The sequence below is a fragment of the Mammaliicoccus sp. P-M59 genome (assembly GCF_022386135.1).
Classification (GTDB): domain Bacteria; phylum Bacillota; class Bacilli; order Staphylococcales; family Staphylococcaceae; genus Mammaliicoccus; species Mammaliicoccus sciuri_A.
Map to the genome: position 1 here is coordinate 167,273 of NZ_JAJNJJ010000008.1, position 19,253 is coordinate 186,525.

22 protein-coding genes and 1 rRNA gene are annotated in these 19,253 nt (G+C 33.0%); 16 read left to right on the plus strand and 7 right to left on the minus strand.

Annotated features, from left to right (window positions below; all coding sequences use genetic code 11):
- Window positions 1-107: 107 nt before the first annotated feature.
- From LQ617_RS13140 to LQ617_RS13160, 5 genes are read left to right on the plus strand one after another with little or no spacing between them, the layout of a single operon-like run.
- Entirely contained in the window at window positions 108-455 is a 348-nt protein-coding gene (locus LQ617_RS13140) for a helix-turn-helix domain-containing protein (protein ID WP_239740560.1), read from the plus strand.
- Between the two features lie 38 nt (window positions 456-493).
- Window positions 494-1,435, plus strand: coding sequence for an exonuclease domain-containing protein (locus LQ617_RS13145; RefSeq protein ID WP_204178617.1), 942 nt, complete (start codon window positions 494-496; stop codon window positions 1,433-1,435).
- Window positions 1,432-1,764, plus strand: coding sequence for a hypothetical protein (locus LQ617_RS13150; RefSeq protein WP_204178616.1), 333 nt, complete (start codon window positions 1,432-1,434; stop codon window positions 1,762-1,764). The genes LQ617_RS13145 and LQ617_RS13150 overlap by 4 nt, the downstream gene beginning before the upstream one ends.
- Before the next feature lie 42 nt (window positions 1,765-1,806).
- Window positions 1,807-1,977 carry a hypothetical protein gene (locus LQ617_RS13155; RefSeq protein ID WP_239740561.1) on the plus strand — a complete coding sequence of 57 codons (171 nt, stop codon included), beginning with the start codon at window positions 1,807-1,809 and terminating at the stop codon, window positions 1,975-1,977.
- 31 nt (window positions 1,978-2,008) lie between these two features.
- Complete coding sequence (locus LQ617_RS13160) at window positions 2,009-2,203, plus strand: hypothetical protein (RefSeq protein ID WP_239705735.1); 195 nt, start codon at window positions 2,009-2,011, stop codon at window positions 2,201-2,203.
- Here the strand turns inward: LQ617_RS13160 and LQ617_RS13165 are convergent.
- A complete protein-coding gene (locus LQ617_RS13165; protein ID WP_239722863.1) occupies window positions 2,200-2,781 on the minus strand; it encodes a hypothetical protein in 582 nt (193 codons plus the stop codon). The genes LQ617_RS13160 and LQ617_RS13165 overlap by 4 nt on opposite strands.
- 204 nt (window positions 2,782-2,985) lie before the next feature.
- Here LQ617_RS13165 and LQ617_RS13170 point away from each other — a divergent pair, with 204 nt between their 5' ends.
- Complete coding sequence (locus LQ617_RS13170) at window positions 2,986-4,167, plus strand: tyrosine-type recombinase/integrase (RefSeq protein ID WP_239740562.1); 1,182 nt, start codon at window positions 2,986-2,988, stop codon at window positions 4,165-4,167.
- A 319-nt stretch (window positions 4,168-4,486) separates the two neighbouring features.
- The gene (locus LQ617_RS13175; protein WP_164961626.1) at window positions 4,487-4,630 is read left to right on the plus strand and encodes a hypothetical protein; all 144 of its coding nucleotides are present in this window, start codon (window positions 4,487-4,489) and stop codon (window positions 4,628-4,630) included.
- A 34-nt stretch (window positions 4,631-4,664) separates the two neighbouring features.
- Here the strand turns inward: LQ617_RS13175 and LQ617_RS13180 are convergent, their stop codons facing one another.
- From LQ617_RS13180 to tsaE, 5 genes are all read right to left on the minus strand, one after another.
- On the minus strand, window positions 4,665-5,093 hold the full coding sequence (locus LQ617_RS13180) for a VOC family protein (protein WP_037589607.1): 429 nt from the start codon (window positions 5,091-5,093) through the stop codon (window positions 4,665-4,667).
- A 76-nt stretch (window positions 5,094-5,169) separates the two neighbouring features.
- Window positions 5,170-6,183: a tRNA (adenosine(37)-N6)-threonylcarbamoyltransferase complex transferase subunit TsaD gene (tsaD, locus tag LQ617_RS13185; RefSeq protein ID WP_025905054.1), complete on the minus strand. Its 1,014-nt coding sequence runs from the start codon at window positions 6,181-6,183 to the stop codon at window positions 5,170-5,172.
- Complete coding sequence (rimI, locus tag LQ617_RS13190) at window positions 6,176-6,643, minus strand: ribosomal protein S18-alanine N-acetyltransferase (RefSeq protein WP_037589608.1); 468 nt, start codon at window positions 6,641-6,643, stop codon at window positions 6,176-6,178. The genes tsaD and rimI overlap by 8 nt, the downstream gene beginning before the upstream one ends.
- Entirely contained in the window at window positions 6,616-7,281 is a 666-nt protein-coding gene (tsaB, locus tag LQ617_RS13195; RefSeq protein WP_206167231.1) for a tRNA (adenosine(37)-N6)-threonylcarbamoyltransferase complex dimerization subunit type 1 TsaB, read from the minus strand. The genes rimI and tsaB overlap by 28 nt, the downstream gene beginning before the upstream one ends.
- Window positions 7,262-7,720 carry a tRNA (adenosine(37)-N6)-threonylcarbamoyltransferase complex ATPase subunit type 1 TsaE gene (gene tsaE / locus LQ617_RS13200; RefSeq protein WP_025905051.1) on the minus strand — a complete coding sequence of 153 codons (459 nt, stop codon included), beginning with the start codon at window positions 7,718-7,720 and terminating at the stop codon, window positions 7,262-7,264. The genes tsaB and tsaE overlap by 20 nt, the downstream gene beginning before the upstream one ends.
- A 448-nt stretch (window positions 7,721-8,168) precedes the next feature.
- Between tsaE and ilvD the strand changes: the two genes are divergently transcribed.
- Genes ilvD through ilvA form a run of 9 tightly spaced genes read left to right on the plus strand, consistent with a single transcriptional unit; the run spans window position 8,169 to window position 18,956 of the window.
- Window positions 8,169-9,857, plus strand: coding sequence for a dihydroxy-acid dehydratase (gene ilvD / locus LQ617_RS13205; protein ID WP_025905050.1), 1,689 nt, complete (start codon window positions 8,169-8,171; stop codon window positions 9,855-9,857).
- A 12-nt stretch (window positions 9,858-9,869) separates the two neighbouring features.
- A complete protein-coding gene (gene ilvB / locus LQ617_RS13210; protein ID WP_239740563.1) occupies window positions 9,870-11,603 on the plus strand; it encodes a biosynthetic-type acetolactate synthase large subunit in 1,734 nt (577 codons plus the stop codon).
- Window positions 11,603-12,076, plus strand: a complete 474-nt coding sequence (gene ilvN, locus LQ617_RS13215) for an acetolactate synthase small subunit (protein ID WP_196307918.1) — start codon at window positions 11,603-11,605, stop codon at window positions 12,074-12,076. The genes ilvB and ilvN overlap by 1 nt, the downstream gene beginning before the upstream one ends.
- A gap of 34 nt (window positions 12,077-12,110) precedes the next feature.
- The gene (gene ilvC / locus LQ617_RS13220; RefSeq protein ID WP_204188879.1) at window positions 12,111-13,118 is read left to right on the plus strand and encodes a ketol-acid reductoisomerase; all 1,008 of its coding nucleotides are present in this window, start codon (window positions 12,111-12,113) and stop codon (window positions 13,116-13,118) included.
- Between the two features lie 29 nt (window positions 13,119-13,147).
- Window positions 13,148-14,680, plus strand: a complete 1,533-nt coding sequence (locus LQ617_RS13225) for a 2-isopropylmalate synthase (protein WP_037589611.1) — start codon at window positions 13,148-13,150, stop codon at window positions 14,678-14,680.
- Window positions 14,677-15,717, plus strand: coding sequence for a 3-isopropylmalate dehydrogenase (leuB, locus tag LQ617_RS13230; RefSeq protein ID WP_037589612.1), 1,041 nt, complete (start codon window positions 14,677-14,679; stop codon window positions 15,715-15,717). Before LQ617_RS13225 ends, leuB begins: the two co-directional genes overlap by 4 nt.
- Before the next feature lie 15 nt (window positions 15,718-15,732).
- On the plus strand, window positions 15,733-17,106 hold the full coding sequence (gene leuC / locus LQ617_RS13235) for a 3-isopropylmalate dehydratase large subunit (protein ID WP_037589613.1): 1,374 nt from the start codon (window positions 15,733-15,735) through the stop codon (window positions 17,104-17,106).
- Window positions 17,107-17,676, plus strand: coding sequence for a 3-isopropylmalate dehydratase small subunit (gene leuD / locus LQ617_RS13240; RefSeq protein WP_107577066.1), 570 nt, complete (start codon window positions 17,107-17,109; stop codon window positions 17,674-17,676).
- Window positions 17,677-17,690: 14 nt separating this feature from the next.
- Complete coding sequence (gene ilvA, locus LQ617_RS13245) at window positions 17,691-18,956, plus strand: threonine ammonia-lyase IlvA (protein ID WP_206180827.1); 1,266 nt, start codon at window positions 17,691-17,693, stop codon at window positions 18,954-18,956.
- Window positions 18,957-19,166: 210 nt separating this feature from the next.
- Here the strand turns inward: ilvA and rrf are convergent.
- A 5S ribosomal RNA gene (gene rrf / locus LQ617_RS13250) occupies window positions 19,167-19,253 on the minus strand; the annotation flags it as partial.

Here is a 19,253-nt window from a genome sequence, read left to right on the forward strand (position 1 = left end):
ACACTTAAAGTAATTAGAATTTCCTAAAAGTGATATTTCTTCTTGTAAAGTAAATTGATATGTGGTAAATTAATATTACATTAAGTAATATTAAAGGAGCAAAAACTATGGAATATAAAAGCGCTAGAAAAATTTTATCAGAAAATCTACAAAGTCTTATGAATAGAAAAAATGTGACTCAAAAAGAATTATCTGAGGAATTAGGCGTAAGTCAGTCAACTATATCTAATTGGATACAAGAAACTAAATATCCTAGAATTGATAAAATAGAAATGTTAGCCCAGTATTTTAATGTTCCTAAATCTTCTATAACCGAACAGAAGAAAGAAGCTACTTATCAACCAACTACGATCGCAGCACATCTTGATGGTGAAGTAAGTGACCTAGACGAAGATGAAATGCAAAAAGTATTGGAATATGTGAAGTTTTTAAAGTCGCAACAAAATAATTTATAGCAATTAATAAAAATTAAAACGAATGGAGGAAGTGTAGAATGAAAAAGTATGATGTTGCAGTTTTAGATTTTGAAACAATGAATAAAAACACAAATAGCCCTTGTGAAATTGCTATTTCATTGATTAAAGATTTTGAGATTATAGAAATTTACTCGTCGTATATACATCCGCCAAATGATGAATATAGTTTATCAAATGCTAAAATACACAAAATATCAAAAGAAGTTATTTTCGAATCGCCTACCTTTGAAATTATATATCCAAAAATCCGGAGTTTAATAGCAGATTCTCAAATTGTTATAGCTCATAATGCGAATTTCGATATTTCTGTTTTAAATTCAACTTTAGAAACTTGCGGGATACAACCACAAAATTTTATTTATATTGATAGCGTGAATATTTTTAAATATTTTCATGGTAAAACTTCGGTAAGTATGGATAGTTTATGTGACTTATATGATATAGACAAGAAAAATTTACATTCAGCAAAATATGATGTACATGCTTTGTCTACTATTTTAATAAAACTAGCTGAATCACAAGGGACTCGAAGTATATTAGAATTAATTCAAGGTATGAAGAAACAATATATTCGTTTTAGTAGTTTAACTAATATACAAAAATCATTTTCTAACTTTACTTTTAATTCAACCAATATAAAGGTGTCTGATATTAACAAAATCAATCCTGAAAATAATAATTCGCTATTAGCAAATAAAAACATTGTATTTACCGGTGATTTTGAGATATCAAAATCAGAATTAATGGTTCTTGTTAGAAAAAATGGCGCGAATGTCAGAAGTACAGTCTCTGCTACAACACATATATTAGTCGAAGGCGTTCAAGACGAAAAATATATGGATGAAAATGGTTTAGTTTCAAAACAAAGAAAAGCTAGAAAGCTAATAAATGAAGGTAAGCAGATACAATTGGTAACTGAAGCAGAATTATTAAATTTTATAAATGAGGTTAAAAAATGATCAAAAAAATATATACTAAAAAGCACGTCTTTTTAATAGATGAGGTTAATAACGAATACCAAAACGATGCTTATTATGGGTATAACTTGTTGCTGTCTATATATGTTGGAGTGAATAAATCTAAAAAAACTCAATCCGGTTCTTTTGTTTTTGAAAATAAACCAATTAGAGTTGCACGCAAAGAAGATGTAATTAAAGAAGAAGAACCAACAGAATTAGAATTGAAATTTTATGACTTAATAAAAAAAGAGAAAGCAATTGGATATTCAAATAGAATAATAAAAGATTATCAAATCGAAGGACATATTATTTATTACGAAATCAACTAACTACCTCACACTTCGTGAGGTTTTCTTATAAGGGGGATATCAATGAAAATATTAAAATTTACAGATACACACATTTATATTTTGACTGATGCTGGTCATCAATTGAAATTAATCAATCCTGGCCATAAAAATAAAAAAGAAACAAATAAATGGTTAGAGATGGTTGCATCTGATTATGACAAAATGATGAAAGACGAAAATAAAAACGTCTAACTATGTTAGACGTTGAAAGGTGGTGTTATGTGTGCGTAAAGGAAATAATAACCAAAATAGTAATAACAAAAAGCCTGGTCATTTAGGTAGTGGTCCAAGTAATGGAGAAAAAAGAAACAATGACAATGTAAGAAAAAATTATAGAAATAGAACTTCTGATTTTCAACGTCCTTCAGAATCCACAATGGAATCTTTATTTGGTGATGATTATAAAAACAAAGATTAATCGTTAATTTGATAAATTTTAAAATAATAATCAGAATTGTTTGGTTGATAAATATAAGAAATAGATATATGCGATTTATCTTTTAATTTAGGAGTCGGTTCAATAATGAATATTGAATCAAGATTTTCTGTTAATTCATGCTTATTCAATATTCCTTGATAAATAGGATCATCTTTTATGTTATTATACCGCTCTATATAAAACTTAGCATTTTTTTGTAAAATACTATCTATTGCAGATGACTTAACAAAAGGTGCATAGCCTTCAGCTATTCTTTGCTTATTCATATATTTCCTAAACATCTTAAACATTTTAGGATAAACATAGATATTTAATAATATAATTATAAATATTGCTAATAATATGGTAACCAGATATTTAGTTAATGTTCCCCATTCGAGTACGTTTATACAATTTTGAACTAGAAAGAAAATAGATACGTTAACAAGCGAAAACATAATAGAAATCATTTTCTTTATTTCATTTTTTTCTGTATCAAAAAATGACAAATAATCTAAATAAATATAAGTTAGAAGTCCGGCTACACCTGAACTTGATAATAACAAGATAATTTCCAATACAATCACCTACTTTTTACCCTATTATAACATAAGAACAAATAACAGATTAATTATTTGTTCATAAGTAAAAGTTATACATAAATCATATAACAGGTGATTTTTACTTATAAAAATAAATGTAGTTTTATACATTGAAAGGCGGTGATAACCTAAGACTTAACGACCTCCCCAAGTCTCCAAACTTAACTGGAGGTAGTTTCTATGAAATATATTAAGTCGAAAAAATATGAAAATGTATATAGTTATAAGACCACAAATGGTGATAAACGTTATTGCTATAGGCTCAAATACTATTTGGATGGTAAACGAAAAGAGAAACAAAAAAGTGGATTCTTAACTGAAAAAGCTGCATATAGAGAAGTGTTGTTGTTAAAAACAGATATTGAAGAACAAGATTATTCAGTTATAGAAGCTGACAAAATTACAGTTAAGCATGCTGCTGAAATGTATTTTGAATTTAAAAGTCCTAGTTGGGCAAATTCAACACTAAGAAATAACAAAAACTATATTAATAATCATATCATCCCTTTAGTAGGTAAAACCTATTTATCAAGGTTAACACCCTATGAAGTACAAACTAGTCTAATCAATCCACTTCAAGAGAAAGTTAATTATAGAACAACATATAATATCTATTGTACCTTTATAGCGATTCTGGACTTCATGGTAGATAACGAAAAATTAAAACGAAATAAAATATCTGGAAAAATGCATTTCAAAGAAGAAGATGTTCAACCAATATTTTATGATCAGAACACCTTAAAAAGTATATTAAATTATGCAGATAGTATGGAACCTGTTTATAAAACTATTGTTTATACACTCACCTATACTGGTATGAGAATCGGTGAATTACAAGCTTTGAGATGGACAGATATTGATTTCAAAAATAATACAATCAGTATTAGAGAATCTAGAAATGACCATGACAATTTTACAAAAACAAAAACGAAACGTTCAAAAAGAACTATTCACGTAGATCCTGAATTGATAAAAATGTTGAAAGAATATCAAAAATACATCGAGAATAAATCTTTTTATCGTAATGCCCCTATCGATATCCATTCAGCAATTTTTGTTGGTAATTATGGATTAAAGCCTATTTCTAGAACAATCATTTATCAAGCATTCAATCAGATGTCTGAGGATTTAAATATAAAAATCCATGCACATGCTTTTAGGCATTCTCATGCTACATTATTATTAAAAGGTAATCAGTCTATATTCTATGTTGCTGAACGTTTAGGCAATACACCTAAGATGATTGAGTCCACTTATGGCCATATCATTGATAGTGCCAAACGTGACGTTTCAGATGCTTTTTCAAAAATACTGTCGGAAGAAGTGTCGGAAGTCATTCCATTTAACGCTCAATCCCTTTGATACCAAGGGGTTTGGGCGAACATGCTTGACTTTGTGCACAAGTACAAATGTTCTGTATTGACTTTATGATGAATACGTGACCTTCATGTATTTTGTGTAAATATTTTAAATTCTAAATGTTGAAATGACTAAAATATTAATATATTTATCAATTAGGCTAGATTTAATATCAATTAAGACTTATAATTTATGTAACCAATTTTCTTGTTTATAGACTTTAGTTATAAATTCTACTTTTATTTTGAAGTTAATGATGTGCTTAGAGTTAAATTTCATTGATTAATTGGTCTTGTGTATGCTACAGAAGGGATGATGATTTATGAAACAATCTAACATTGAAAATTATACAACGAAAGCTAAGGAACTATTGAAACATAAAATTATAACTAAAGAAGAATATGATCAACGTATAAAAGATTATACTGACTATACGAATAGCGAAGGCAAATATGCACGCAAATAAAGAGGACGTTCAAAATTTTGAACGTCCTCTTATATTATTCTGTATATGCATTTACCATCCAAGTTACACCAAATGGATCTTGGAATGAACCAAAGAGTGGTGACCACTCTACCTCGTTTAAAGGCATATCAATTTTACAACCCGCTTCTTCTGCTTTCTTAAACAATTCGATGACAGCTTCTCTATCCTGCTCATCGTTATAATTAAACTGAAAACATGCTTGAGCGCCTTCGTTATTAATATCTTTATTTTGCCAAGTGTCACTACATAAAAATGTCTTCCCTAATAAGTTAAAGCTCGCGTTCATTGTAAAAGATTCGGGCAATTTAAATTCATCAGGTGCATCTTTAAACATCTCATGGTTACCCGGAACTCTCATAATATCCGTTGCACCTAATTTTTCTTCGTAGAACTTTAATGCTTCAATACTATTTTTAAAATTAAAATAAGTATTAACTTCCACTTTACAACGCCTCCTCAATCTTTTTATATCATATTGAGTATAACGTCTATAGTGTAATATTACAAATTATTGTATATTAAAATGCTTCAATATCTAGAGAACTTTTACCGTTTAATTTCATATTTGAAAAGCGGTTATTTTCATATAAGAAATGAGCTACTGACCCTATCATAGCAGCATTATCTGTACATAAATTTAATGGTGGAATACTAAGATCTATTCCTAATTTATTTGATTCTTGTTCTAGTGCATGACGTAAACCTTTATTCGCAGCTACACCACCAGCCACAATTAAATGTTGAACATCATAGTCTTTAACTGCAGCCATTGTTTTGCCAACAAGTACTTCAACAACACTATTTTGGAAACTAGTCGCAACATCTTCTTTAATGATTTCTTCATTTTTTTGCTTTTTATTATGCAATGTATTAATAACTGCGCTTTTCAAACCACTGAAACTGAAATCATAGCTGTCTTTTTCTAACCAAACTCTCGGAAAATTCAAAGTATCTTGACCGATTTGTGCAAGTCTATCAACTTCAGGACCTCCTGGATATGGTAAACCTATTGTTCTAGCAACTTTGTCATATGCTTCACCGACTGCATCATCGCGCGTTTCACCTATAACTTCAAAATCTAAATGATTTTTCATATAAATCAGTTCTGTATGTCCACCTGAAACAATTAATGCAATTAAAGGAAATTCTAATGGTTTAACGAGATGATTAGCATAAATATGCCCTGCAATATGATGAACTGGAATAAGTGGCTTTTGATGACTAAATGCTAAAGCTTTAGCACTTGCAACACCGACAAGTAAAGCACCAATTAATCCTGGACCTTCTGTTACGGCTATTGCATCAATGTCATCCATTTGCATATTTGCATTTTTTAAAGCTTCATCAATCACTGTTGTCATCACTTCAACATGTTGACGACTCGCTACTTCTGGTACTACACCGCCAAATTTTTTATGTGTCATCATTTGTGTAACAACTTCATTACTGATAATTTCATTGCCGTTTTTTATAACACTTGCTGCTGTTTCATCACAGCTTGTTTCTATACTTAATATAATTGATTCAGACATTTTTTAGACTCACCCACATCACTTTAGCATCCTCTCCATCGCCATAATAATTTTTCCTAACGCCACCATACGTAAAGCCAGCTTTCTCATAAACATGTCTCGCCGCTTCATTATCCACTCTTACTTCTAAGCTCATCGTTGTACAAGTTGCACTTGCAAAAGTCATCGCATATTCTAATAACATTTGTCCTATTCCATTACCTCTATATTGCTCGGCAACAGATATTGTCGTAATTTGTGCTTGATCAATAACTAACCACAATCCGCAATATGCAATGATTTCTTCACCTAAAGATACAACAAAATAATGCGCAAATTCATTTTTCTCTAACTCATGATAAAATGCGTCAATAGACCATGAACTTTGTGTAAAACTATGATTTTCTATTTCGTATACTTGAGGGACATCTTCAATTGACATTTTTCTAATTTCTAATGCTTCGTTTGATTGTTTTTCCAATTTTGTTCCGCCTCTGATAATTTTAGATATCTTGGTTTTAGTTCATGAACATTTAACACCGGTTGTTCCTTAATGTTATACATTATTGAAGCATCAGGTAATTTTGAAAGACTTCTACCTTCTAACTTATCTTGTAACTTTAATACATCGTGACCAATAAATATATATGGATGATTTTGTGAATTTAAAAATTGATTCAATGCTTCAATAGAAATATAACTATCTTCTTTGATTGTTTCTAATTTATCATCCTTATATTGATAAACACCAGCAAATACATGGTCTCTTCTAGCATCAAATAAAGGTACTATAAGATCATTTTCGTTGTTATATGTTGCCGCTAATGCTTTTAAAGATGAAACTTCATATAAAGGAATATCCAAAGTATATGCCATTGTTTTTGCAGTTGTAATACCAATTCTTAACCCCGTATACGAACCTGGTCCATTGGCAACGACTATATCTGATAATGATTGAGGTGTTATTTGCGCTTCATCCATTAACGATTCAATAACGGGCATTAATTGTAATGAATGATTCTTCTTTATATTGGACTGATAATTGATTAATACATTTCCCTCTTTAACAAGTGCTACTGCTAAAGGTTGATTAGAAGTATCAATTAGTAATGTTGTCATCATTTAGCACTTCCTTTATCTGTTTATAATGTTCACCTTTAGAAATAATTTCAAACACCCTTTTATCTGCGTCTATATACTTAATGTTGATTTCTAAACGCTCTTTTGGTAAATATTCTTGAATGAATTCACTCCATTCAATAATCGTAACACCATTATCATTAAAGTATTCATCAAATCCTAAATCTTCATCACTATCTTCTAATCTATAACAATCCATATGATGAAAAGGCAATCTCCCTTTGTAGGACTTTATTATATTAAAGGTAGGTGAATTAATGTTTCTTTTAACGCCTAAAGCCTTTCCGAAATATTGGCTAAAAGTGGTTTTACCCGCTCCTAAATCTCCATTCAACAAAATAATATCATTTTCAGTTACAACTTGAGCTAATTTTTCAGCAATTTGCTGCGTTTTTTCTAATGAGTCAACTTGAATAATCACTAATTTGGCACCTACCTTTTCTTTACTTAAACTAACTGAACTATTATAACAAATATTTATTTAATTGGGTAATGAATGGTTCATTTATCAGTAAAGCGCTTTCATTATCTAAATTTTTAGAAAAATCTAAATCTTCTGTTGACATGTATTCTGATATGCGTTAAATTTAGTACATAAATTTTTTAACTATTCAAAAATCTTAACTAAAAATATGGTTCACATTTGAGAAGAAAGGACGAGTTGTAATGAATTTCACAATGACGGCAAATAAACCGACAATCGAATACAGCATATTAGTGATTTTATTACGCTCAGAAGGACTCGAACAACAGTAAGCTTCAATTTACTGTATGGTTTAAGTCCTATTTCTACTTGAATGGGACTCGAAGCAACGTCCCATATTTATTGGGACGTTGCTTTTTTATTTTTCTAGAGGAGTGTAATTATGAGAAGTGACATGATCAAAAAAGGTGATCACCAAGCACCTGCAAGAAGCCTATTACATGCAACAGGACAAATCAAGAGCCCAACGGATATGAACAAACCATTTATTGCGATTTGCAATTCTTACATTGATATTGTCCCAGGACATGTTCATTTAAGGGAATTGGCAGATATCGCAAAAGAAGCGATTAGAGAAGCAGGTGGTATTCCATTTGAATTCAATACAATCGGTGTTGACGATGGTATAGCAATGGGTCACATCGGGATGCGCTACTCATTACCAAGTAGAGAAGTTATTGCTGACGCAGCTGAAACTGTTATTAACGCACACTGGTTTGACGGCGTATTCTACATGCCAAACTGTGACAAGATTACACCAGGTATGTTACTAGCATCTGTTAGAACAAACGTACCTGCAATCTTCTGTTCAGGTGGACCAATGAAAGCTGGTTTATCTGCAACTGGTAAAGCATTAACTTTATCTTCGATGTTTGAAGCAGTTGGATCATTTAAAGGTGGTTCAATGACGAAAGAAGAATTCTTAGATATGGAAAAGAACGCATGCCCTACTTGTGGTTCATGTGCAGGCATGTTTACAGCAAATTCAATGAACTGCTTAATGGAAGTATTAGGATTAGCATTACCTTATAACGGAACAGCTATTGCTGTAGGAGAAGAAAGAAGAGAATTAATTAGAGAAGCAGCCTTTAAACTAATGGACTTAGTTAAAAAAGACATTAAACCTAAAGACATCATTACTAAAGATGCAATTGATGACGCATTTGCTTTAGATATGGCAATGGGTGGTTCTACAAATACAGTACTTCATACTTTAGCTTTAGCAAATGAAGCTGGTATCGATTATGACTTAAATAGAGTAAATGAAATAGCTAAACGTACACCTTACTTATCTAAAATTGCACCAAGTTCTTCATACTCAATGCATGATGTACATGAAGCAGGCGGTGTACCAGCTATCATCGGTGAATTACTCAAACTCGATAATGTTTTACATCCTGACCGTATTACAGTCACAGGCAAAACATTAAGAGAAAATAACGAACATCGTGAAATTAAAAATACAGAAGTTATCCATACAAGAGATAATCCATTCTCTGAAACTGGTGGCTTATCAATGTTATTTGGAAATATCGCGCCAGATGGTGCTGCTATTAAAGTTGGTGGTGTTGATCCATCAATCAAGAAATTTGTTGGTAAAGCGATTTGCTTTAGTTCACATGATGAAGCGGTTGAAGCAATTGATAACCACACTGTTAGAGAAGGTCACGTTGTTGTCATTCGTTATGAAGGCCCTAAAGGTGGACCTGGAATGCCGGAAATGTTAGCACCTACTTCATCTATCGTCGGTAGAGGTTTAGGTAAAGATGTTGCATTAATAACAGATGGTCGATTCTCAGGTGCAACAAGAGGTATCGCTGTCGGACATATTTCACCAGAAGCTGCCGCGGGTGGACCTATCGGACTCATCCAAGACGGTGATGAAATTATCATTGATTTAACGAATCGTACATTAGATGTAAATGTTTCTGAAGCAGAATTACATGCTAGAAAACAAAACATTGAACCATTTAAAGCTAAAGTTAAGACTGGTTATCTTGCAAGATACACTGCCCTTGTAACAAGTGCAAATACAGGAGGCATCTTGAAAGTACCGGACGAACTAATTTAAGGAGTGATTTGCATGGCACTAACTACTAAATCATACAAAGAACCAGATGAAGCAACTAAAGAAAAGACAATAACTTACACAGGGGCAGAATTACTTGTCCAATCCTTTATTGATCAAGAAGTCGATTACATCTTTGGATATCCTGGCGGTGCTGTCTTACCTTTATATGATGCCTTTTATGAAGGTAAAGTGCCTCATATTCTTACGAGACACGAGCAAGGTGCAGTTCACGCAGCTGAAGGATATGCAAGAGTTACAGGTAAACCTGGTGTTGTAGTCGTTACAAGTGGACCTGGCGCAACTAATACAATTACTGGAATAGCTGATGCTATGAGTGATTCAATTCCACTAGTTGTACTTACAGGACAAGTTCACAGACCAGGTATTGGTAAAGATGCTTTCCAAGAAGCGGATTTACTCTCTATGACAACACCTATTACAAAGCATAATTATCAAATTACAGATGTAAAAGATATTCCAAAGATTATTGATGAAGCATTTCATATTGCTTCAACTGGTCGTAAAGGTCCAGTTGTAATCGATTTTCCAAAAGATATCGGTGTTCTAGAAACAGTTGAAGTTTCTCCAAGAGAGCTTAATTTACCTGGATATCATATTAACTTAACGCCAGAAGATAAAGAGATTGAACAAGTTATCCAAATGATTCGTTTAGCAAAGAAGCCAATTATACTTGCTGGTGCTGGTGTTAACCATGCTGAGGCTTCAAAGGAACTTACAGCATTTGCTAATAAATACAAAATTCCTGTTGTAAACACTTTGCTAGGATTAGGTTCTATCCCCTACTCTGACCCATTATTCTTAGGTATGGGCGGTATGCATGGATCATATGCAAGTAACATGGCATTAACAGAATGTGATTTGTTAATTAACTTTGGTAGCCGTTTTGATGATCGTCTAGCAAGTAACCCAGATGAATTCGCAAAAGACGCTAAAGTTATTCATGTAGATATCGATCCATGTGAAATTAACAAAATCATTCCTACAGATTTAGGTATTATTGCTGATGCAAAACAAACATTAGAAGCACTATTAGAATATGATGCTCATGAGCTTATCCATCATGAATGGTATGAACATTGTCTATCTAATAAAGCAACATATCCATTTAGATATGACAAACCAACTGATGACTTTATTAAGCCACAACAAGCAATTGAGTATATCGGAAAGATTACAAACGGAGATGCCCTTGTTGCAACTGACGTAGGTCAACATCAAATGTGGGTTGCACAATATTATCCATTTAAAACACATGGTCAAATTATTACAAGCGGTGGTTTAGGAACAATGGGCTTCGGTATCCCAGCTGCTATGGGTGCCAAGTTTGCACACCCTGACAAGACAGTTGTTGCCTTTGTTGGTGACGGTGGTTTTCAAATGACTAACCAAGAAATGGCCATTTTAAATGAATTTGATAATGATATCAAAATTGTATTAATCAACAATGGTGCTTTAGGTATGGTTAAACAATGGCAAGATAAATTTTATAGCCAACGTTTTTCTCATTCAGTATTTGCTGGACAGCCTGACTTTATGAAGCTTTCTGAAAGCTATGGCGTTAAAGGGTTCATGATCGATTCAAATGATAAATTAGAATCTACACTTGATGAAGCATTCGCTCATAAAGGCCCAACCTTAATCGAAATTAGAATTTCCCCTTCTGAACCAGTACTTCCAATGGTTCCAAGTGGACAACCAAACTACAAAATGGAGGGCGTTGAATAATGAAAAGAACAATTAAGACTCAAGTACTCGACAGAGCGGGTACACTCAACCGACTTACAAGTATTTTTGTAAGGAGACAATACAACATTGTTTCTCTTTCTGCAACGCCTACTGAAACAGAGGGCATCACAAATATTACATTTATTGTGGATGTTTCAGATGAAAGTAGTACAGAAACAATTATTAAGCAGTTAGAAAAGCAAGTAAATGTAATCTCTGCCCTAGATATTACAGAAAACAACCTATTTAATAGAGAACTTATTTTAATCAAGTTAGGACATCCTGACGATTATCAAACGTTCGAAAAAATCATTAAGCCTTATGAAGGTCAATTAACCATTTTAAAAGATTTAGAAGATTATATTTATATTCAAGCAATTGGAACCCATCAAACAATAGAAAATCTATTGGATGATTTAAAAATATATCCTGTGACGCAAGTGTCACGAACAGGTTCTGCAGGATTACTATAATACAAAATAAAACAAATTAATGGAGGCATTTATTATGACTAAAGTATTTTATGACAACACGGTAACAGAGGACGCATTACAAGGTAAGAAAATCGCAGTAGTTGGATATGGTTCACAAGGACATGCACATGCACAGAACTTAAAAGATAACGGTTATGATGTTGTAATTGGTATTCGTCCAGGTAAATCATTTGATCAAGCTAAAGAAGATGGTTTTGAAGTATATCCAGTAGACGAAGCTGTTAAACAATCTGACGTTGTAATGATTCTATTACCAGATGAAATTCAAGGACAAGTTTATAAAGAAGAAATTGAACCTAACTTAGATGAAGGAAATGCTTTAGTATTTGCTCATGGATTTAATATTCACTTTAAAGTTATTCAACCACCAGCAAACGTAGATGTATTCTTAGTTGCACCAAAAGGTCCAGGTCACCTAGTTAGACGTACATTTACTGAAGGAAGTGCTGTACCTGCACTATACGCTGTATATCAAGATGCTACAGGCAAAGCAACTCAATTAGCATTAAGCTATGCAAAAGGTATCGGTGCTACTAGAGCTGGTGTTATCGGTACAAGCTTTGAAGAAGAAACTGAAACTGATTTATTCGGTGAACAAGCAGTACTTTGTGGTGGTGTTACGAAACTTATCCAATCAGGTTTCGAAACATTAGTTGAAGCTGGTTATCAACCAGAAATTGCTTACTTCGAAGTATTACATGAAATGAAATTAATCGTTGATTTAATGTATGAAGGCGGAATGGAAAACATGCGTTATTCTATTTCAAACACTGCAGAATTTGGAGATTATGTATCTGGTGAACGTGTTATCACACCTGATGTTAAAGAAAATATGAAAGCAGTACTTAAAGATATTCAAACAGGAGCTTTCAGTGATCGCTTCATTAAAGATAACGAAAATGGCTTCGAAGAATTCCTAAGAATGCGTAAAGAACAACAAGGACATCAAATCGAATCAGTTGGTAGAGAATTACGTGACATGATGCCATTCGTTAAAGCTAAAAGTATTCAAACTAAATAAAAGTACTAGAATTTAAGGAGAGGATTATTATGTCAGACCATATTCAAATATTCGATACAACACTAAGAGATGGAGAACAAACACCAGGCGTCAGTTTTTCATTTGATGAACGCCTCAAAATTGCTAAACAACTAGAAAAATGGGGAGTCGATGTAATAGAAGCTGGCTTCCCCGCTTCTAGTGAAGGTAGTTTTAAATCAGTAGAAAGTATTGCTAAAGCATTAACAACAACTGCAGTTTGCGGATTAGCTAGATGTAAAAAGTCAGATATTGATGCTGTACATGAATCAACAAAAGAAGCACAACATAGACAAATTCATGTTTTCTTAGCAACTAGCCCTATCCACTTGGAATATAAATTGAAAATGACTGAAGAACAAGTATTAGCATCTATTACTGAAAATGTAACTTATGCAAAAACATTATTTGAAAAAGTTCAATTTTCACCTGAAGATGCTACAAGAACACCTTTACCATTTTTAATTAAAGCAGTGCAAACAGCAGTTGATGCTGGTGCAGATATTATCAATATTCCAGATACGGTTGGTTATTCTTATCCTACAGAATATGGTCAAATCTTTAAGACACTTATTGAAACAATTAAAAGTGATCATGAAGTGATATATAGTTCTCATTGTCATGATGATTTAGGTCTTGCTGTAGCAAATGCCCTATCTGCTTTTGAAAATGGTGCACGAAGAGTTGAAGGTGCAATTAATGGTATCGGTGAACGTGCTGGTAATACTGCTCTTGAAGAAATTGCACTTGCACTACACGTTAGACAAGATCATTACAACCTATCTACTAATATCAATCTAGCTGAAACTAAAAACACAAGCGACATGGTAAGTAGATATTCAGGTCTTCGAGTCCCAAGAAACAAAGCAATCGTTGGTCAAAATGCCTTCAGTCATGAATCTGGTATTCATCAAGACGGTATTTTGAAAAATCCTGAAACTTATGAAATTATGACACCTCAACTTGTCGGTGTTGTTAAAAACTCTTTACCACTTGGTAAACTATCTGGTAAACATGCGTTTAGTGAAAAGTTAATTGAACTTGGATACAATCTCTCACCAGATGAACAAGTGGAAGTATTTAAACAATTTAAATCAGTCGCAGATAAGAAAAAACAAGTAACTGATCGAGATATACACGCTATCCTTCAAGGTAGTGAACATGAAGAAAATGCATACTATAAAGTAAATGCACTTCAACTTCAATTTGTATCAAATGGCTTACAAAGCGCTGTTGTCGTTATTGAAGATAAAGAAGGAAATACTTATAAAGACTCATCTATTGGTTCAGGTTCAATTACATCAATTTATAATGCAATTGATAGAATTTTTGATTACACGCCTGAATTACAACAATATCGAATTGAATCTATTACAGAAGGTACGGATGCTCAAGCTGAAGTACACGTTCAAGTAGAATTTGAAGACGAAGTATATACAGGTATCGGTATTGACTACGATATCCTATATGCTTCTTGTAAGGCATATGTTGAAGCACATGCTAAACACAGTGAGAACAAATTGAAAGAAGGCGTAAAGTCATGACATACAAAATCACTGCCCTACCCGGTGATGGAATCGGTCCAGAAATTTTAGAAGGTAGTATTGAAATACTAGAATTATTATCAAAGAAATTTAATTTTGATTATGAAATAGATACTAAAGATTTTGGAGGTATCGCCATCGATAAACATGGCGAACCTTTACCTCCAGAAACTTTAAATGCTTGTCAAAACAGTGATGCAATATTATTAGGAGCCGTTGGTGGTCCTAAATGGACTGATCCAAAAAATAGACCAGAACACGGCCTATTAGGTATTAGAAAAGCATTAAATTTATTTGCTAACATTAGACCAACAATTGTTACTGAATCAACTGCACATTTATCACCATTAAAAGAAGAACTCGTAAAAGGTACTGATTTTATCATTGTACGTGAATTAACGGGTGGTTTGTATTTTGGAGAACCAAAATATTTTGATGATGAAAAAGCAATTGACACACTTGCATATACTAAAGAAGAAATTACAAGAATCGCACACGTTGCATTTCAGTTAGCTACTAAACGAAACAAAATCGTTACATCAGTAGATAAAGAAAATGTACTAAGCTCTTCAAAACTTTGGAGACAAACATTAGAACAAGTTTCTAAAGAATATCCAGATGTCACACTAAATCATCTTTTAGTAGACGCATGTAGCATGCATTTAATTACAAATCCTAAACAGTTTGATGTTATTGTAACTGAAAATTTATTTGGAGATATTCTAAGTGATGAAGCTTCAGTTATTCCAGGCTCACTTGGCCTTTCACCTTCTGCAAGTTTTGGTGAGAATGGACCAAGTTTATATGAACCAATACATGGTTCTGCACCTGATATAGCTGGTCAAAATAAAGCAAACCCTAGTGGTATGTTACTATCATTAGCAATGTGTATTAGAGAAAGTTTACATCAACCTGAATGCGCTCAGTATTTAGAAGATATCGTATTTAGCACAATCAAGAAAGGTATTGCAACTAAAGATTTAGGTGGAAATAACAGTACATCTGAAGTCTTCGAAGCAATCAAAAATAATATTTAGAAGGAGGAAAACGACATGTCTCAAACATTATTTGATAAAGTATGGAATCGACATATAATAGCTGGTAAAGAAGGTGAACCCCAATTATTATACATCGACTTACACCTTATTCATGAAGTTACATCTCCTCAAGCATTCGAAGGCTTAAGATTACAAAATAGGAAAGTAAGACGTCCCGATCGAACGTTTGGAACATTGGATCATAATGTACCTACAGTTGATATATTCAATATTAGAGATGAAATTGCTAATAAACAAATTAGTGCTTTGCAAAAAAATTGTGAAGCATTTGGTGTAAAGTTATTTGATATGGGTTCAGATGAACAAGGTATCGTGCATATGGTTGGCCCAGAAACAGGATTAACACAACCAGGTAAAACTATCGTATGTGGTGATTCACATACTGCAACGCATGGTGCATTTGGAGCTATTGCTTTTGGTATAGGTACAAGTGAAGTAGAACATGTTTTTGCAACTCAAACACTATGGCAAACTAAACCAAAGAACTTGAAAATTCAAGTTGATGGTACATTGCCAACTGGTGTTTATGCTAAAGATATTATCCTATACTTAATCAATCAACACGGCGTTGATTTTGGTACTGGTTACGCTTTAGAATTCGCTGGTGAAGCTATTTCTAATATGACAATGGATGAGCGAATGACAATTTGTAATATGGCAATCGAAGCTGGTGCTAAATATGGCATGATGAAGCCAGATGAAACAACTTTTGAATATGTAAGAGGACGTAAATATCAACCAGAGAATTTTGAAGCAGCTATTGAAGATTGGAAGACTTTATATTCAGACGAAGATGCTACTTACGATAAAGTGATTACTGTGGACGTAAGTGACCTTGAACCACAAGTCACTTGGGGTACAAGTCCTGAAATGGGTGTTAGTTTTAATACACCATTCCCAGAAATTAAAGATTTAAATGATGAAAGAGCCTATAATTACATGGGCCTTCAACCAGGTCAAACTGCTAGAGATATTCCTCTAGGTTATGTTTTCCTTGGTTCTTGTACAAATGCAAGACTTTCAGATCTTATTGAAGCAAGTAAAATTGTAGATGGTCATAAAGTCCATCAAGACATTACAGCAATAGTCGTTCCGGGATCTAGAAGTGTTAAACTTCAAGCAGAAGCGCTTGGTCTAGATAAAATTTTCAAAGAAGCAGGATTTGATTGGCGTGAACCTGGATGTTCAATGTGTCTAGGAATGAACCCTGACCAAGTTCCTAACGGTGTTCACTGTGCTTCAACAAGTAACCGTAACTTTGAAGGTCGTCAAGGTAAAGGCGCAAGAACGCATCTTGTATCTCCTGCAATGGCAGCAGCAGCAGCTATTAACGGAAGATTTGTAGATACTAGAAAGGTGGTCATTTAAATGGAACCAATTAATATTTTTAATGGTAAAACAGTTCCCCTACTCAATGATAATATTGATACGGATCAAATCATTCCAAAAGCTTTTTTGAAAAGAATTTCTAAAACTGGTTTTGGCCCCTTCTTATTCGACGAATGGCGTTATTTAGAAGATGGTTCTGATAATCCAGATTTCAACTTAAATAAACCAGAATACAAAGGTGCAAGCATACTCATTTCAGGTGATAATTTTGGTTGTGGCTCATCAAGAGAACACGCAGCTTGGGCATTAAAAGACTTTGGATTCTTAATCATTATAGCAGGTAGTTTCAGTGATATATTTTATATGAACTGTACTAAAAATGGTATGTTACCTATCGTAATTGAAAATAAAGAAGACAGAGAAGCAATTGCGCAACATAGTGAAATAACGATTGATTTACCTAACCAACAAATTATTACACCTGAAGCAAAATATCATTTTGATATAGATGCGACATGGAAGAATAAATTGGTTAACGGTTTAGATGATATTGCAATTACATTAACTTATGAAGAACAGATCAACCAATATGAAAAAATGCACAACTAATTGGGAGTGGTAGAATGACCTTAAAAACACGTTTAAGTGCTGAAGATATAGAAGAAGCATTTTTAAAATTAAAAGATACAGTTAAACAAACACCATTAGAAAAAGATATGTATTTATCACAGAAGTTTGACTGTAATGTATATTTAAAAAGAGAAGATTTGCAATGGGTACGTTCCTTTAAATTAAGAGGTGCGTACTATGCAATTAATCAGTTAACAGACGAAGAACGAGCAAATGGCGTTAGTTGTGCGAGCGCAGGTAATCATGCACAAGGTATCGCATTCACGGCTAAACAACTCGAAATCAAAGCTGTTATATTTATGCCAGTAACAACACCAGCTCAAAAAATTAATCAAGTTAAATTTTTCGGTGGTGAATTTGTACAAATAGAATTAATTGGCGATACTTTTGATGATTGCTTAAAACATGCGTTAGATTATACTGAACAATTTGGATTAAGCTTTATTGATCCATTCGATAATATTAATACAATTGCTGGTCAAGGTACGATTGCTAAAGAAATAGTAGACTATGCAGAAGAAGAAGATATCAAATTTGATTATTGCTTCGCTGCAATTGGTGGCGGTGGCTTAATTTCAGGAGTAGGCACTTATCTTAAAGATACAATGCCTACTACTCAAGTCATTGGTGTAGAACCACTTGGAGCAAGTAGTATGGCGCAATCTGTTAAAGCTAATAAAATTGTTACATTAACAGATATCGATAAATTTGTAGATGGTGCTTCAGTAGGAAAAGTTGGACAATTAACATTCGAAATTTCAAAAAATGTTGTTGATGACTTTGTTGCTGTAGATGAAGGTGAAGTATGTAGTACAATCCTAGATATGTACTCTAAACAAGCTATTATTGCAGAACCAGCTGGCGCATTAAGTGTCACTGCACTTAATCATTATAAAAATGATATTAAAGGTAAAAATGTTATTTGTATTGTCAGTGGTGGTAACAATGATATTAACCGAATGAAAGAAATTGAGGAACGCTCACTTTTATTTGAAGATATGAAACATTACTTTATTGTTAACTTCCCACAAAGACCAGGTGCATTAAGAGAATTTGTTAACGAAGTACTTGGACCAAATGATGATATAACAAAATTTGAATACTTAAAAAAATCGAGCCAAAATACAGGTTCAGTTATTATAGGTATTCAACTTAAAGATCATAATGATTTAGACCAACTTTATAAGAACGTTAGCGAATTTGATCCTAAATACATCTATATTAATAAGAATAAAATGCTTTATTCATTACTAATATAAGATAAAATCACATTAAAACATCTCATTTCTCTGTTTATTACAGAAAGAAATGAGATGTTTTTTTAGTTATAAATCGTATTCTATATGCTTAATTATTATGTACTGTATACATGCCCTTTATCTTCTACTTTATTTCAACTAAATTTAAACACAAAAAAAGAGACCTAACAGGTCTCGAGTGCGGCTCATCGCATCCATTTATAAACATTTGCCCGGCAACGTCCTACTCTCGCGGAACGTAAGCCCAACTACCATCGGCGCTAAAGAGCTTAACTTCTGTGTTCGGCATGGGAACAG

Excerpts from the sequence above, each read along its gene's own strand:
- ilvB (WP_239740563.1), top strand. The coding sequence starts at position 9,870 with ATGGCACTAACTACTAAATCATACAAAGAACCAGATGAAGCAACTAAA.
- ilvA (WP_206180827.1), top strand. The coding sequence starts at position 17,691 with ATGACCTTAAAAACACGTTTAAGTGCTGAAGATATAGAAGAAGCATTT.
- LQ617_RS13150 (WP_204178616.1), top strand. The coding sequence starts at position 1,432 with ATGATCAAAAAAATATATACTAAAAAGCACGTCTTTTTAATAGATGAG.
- LQ617_RS13170 (WP_239740562.1), top strand. The coding sequence starts at position 2,986 with ATGAAATATATTAAGTCGAAAAAATATGAAAATGTATATAGTTATAAG.
- LQ617_RS13155 (WP_239740561.1), top strand. The coding sequence starts at position 1,807 with ATGAAAATATTAAAATTTACAGATACACACATTTATATTTTGACTGAT.
- LQ617_RS13175 (WP_164961626.1), top strand. The coding sequence starts at position 4,487 with ATGAAACAATCTAACATTGAAAATTATACAACGAAAGCTAAGGAACTA.
- leuC (WP_037589613.1), top strand. The coding sequence starts at position 15,733 with ATGTCTCAAACATTATTTGATAAAGTATGGAATCGACATATAATAGCT.
- ilvD (WP_025905050.1), top strand. The coding sequence starts at position 8,169 with ATGAGAAGTGACATGATCAAAAAAGGTGATCACCAAGCACCTGCAAGA.
- LQ617_RS13140 (WP_239740560.1), top strand. The coding sequence starts at position 108 with ATGGAATATAAAAGCGCTAGAAAAATTTTATCAGAAAATCTACAAAGT.
- ilvN (WP_196307918.1), top strand. The coding sequence starts at position 11,603 with ATGAAAAGAACAATTAAGACTCAAGTACTCGACAGAGCGGGTACACTC.
- ilvC (WP_204188879.1), top strand. The coding sequence starts at position 12,111 with ATGACTAAAGTATTTTATGACAACACGGTAACAGAGGACGCATTACAA.
- LQ617_RS13225 (WP_037589611.1), top strand. The coding sequence starts at position 13,148 with ATGTCAGACCATATTCAAATATTCGATACAACACTAAGAGATGGAGAA.
- tsaD (WP_025905054.1), bottom strand. The coding sequence starts at position 6,183 with ATGTCTGAATCAATTATATTAAGTATAGAAACAAGCTGTGATGAAACA.
- leuD (WP_107577066.1), top strand. The coding sequence starts at position 17,107 with ATGGAACCAATTAATATTTTTAATGGTAAAACAGTTCCCCTACTCAAT.
- LQ617_RS13145 (WP_204178617.1), top strand. The coding sequence starts at position 494 with ATGAAAAAGTATGATGTTGCAGTTTTAGATTTTGAAACAATGAATAAA.
- leuB (WP_037589612.1), top strand. The coding sequence starts at position 14,677 with ATGACATACAAAATCACTGCCCTACCCGGTGATGGAATCGGTCCAGAA.
- tsaB (WP_206167231.1), bottom strand. The coding sequence starts at position 7,281 with ATGACAACATTACTAATTGATACTTCTAATCAACCTTTAGCAGTAGCA.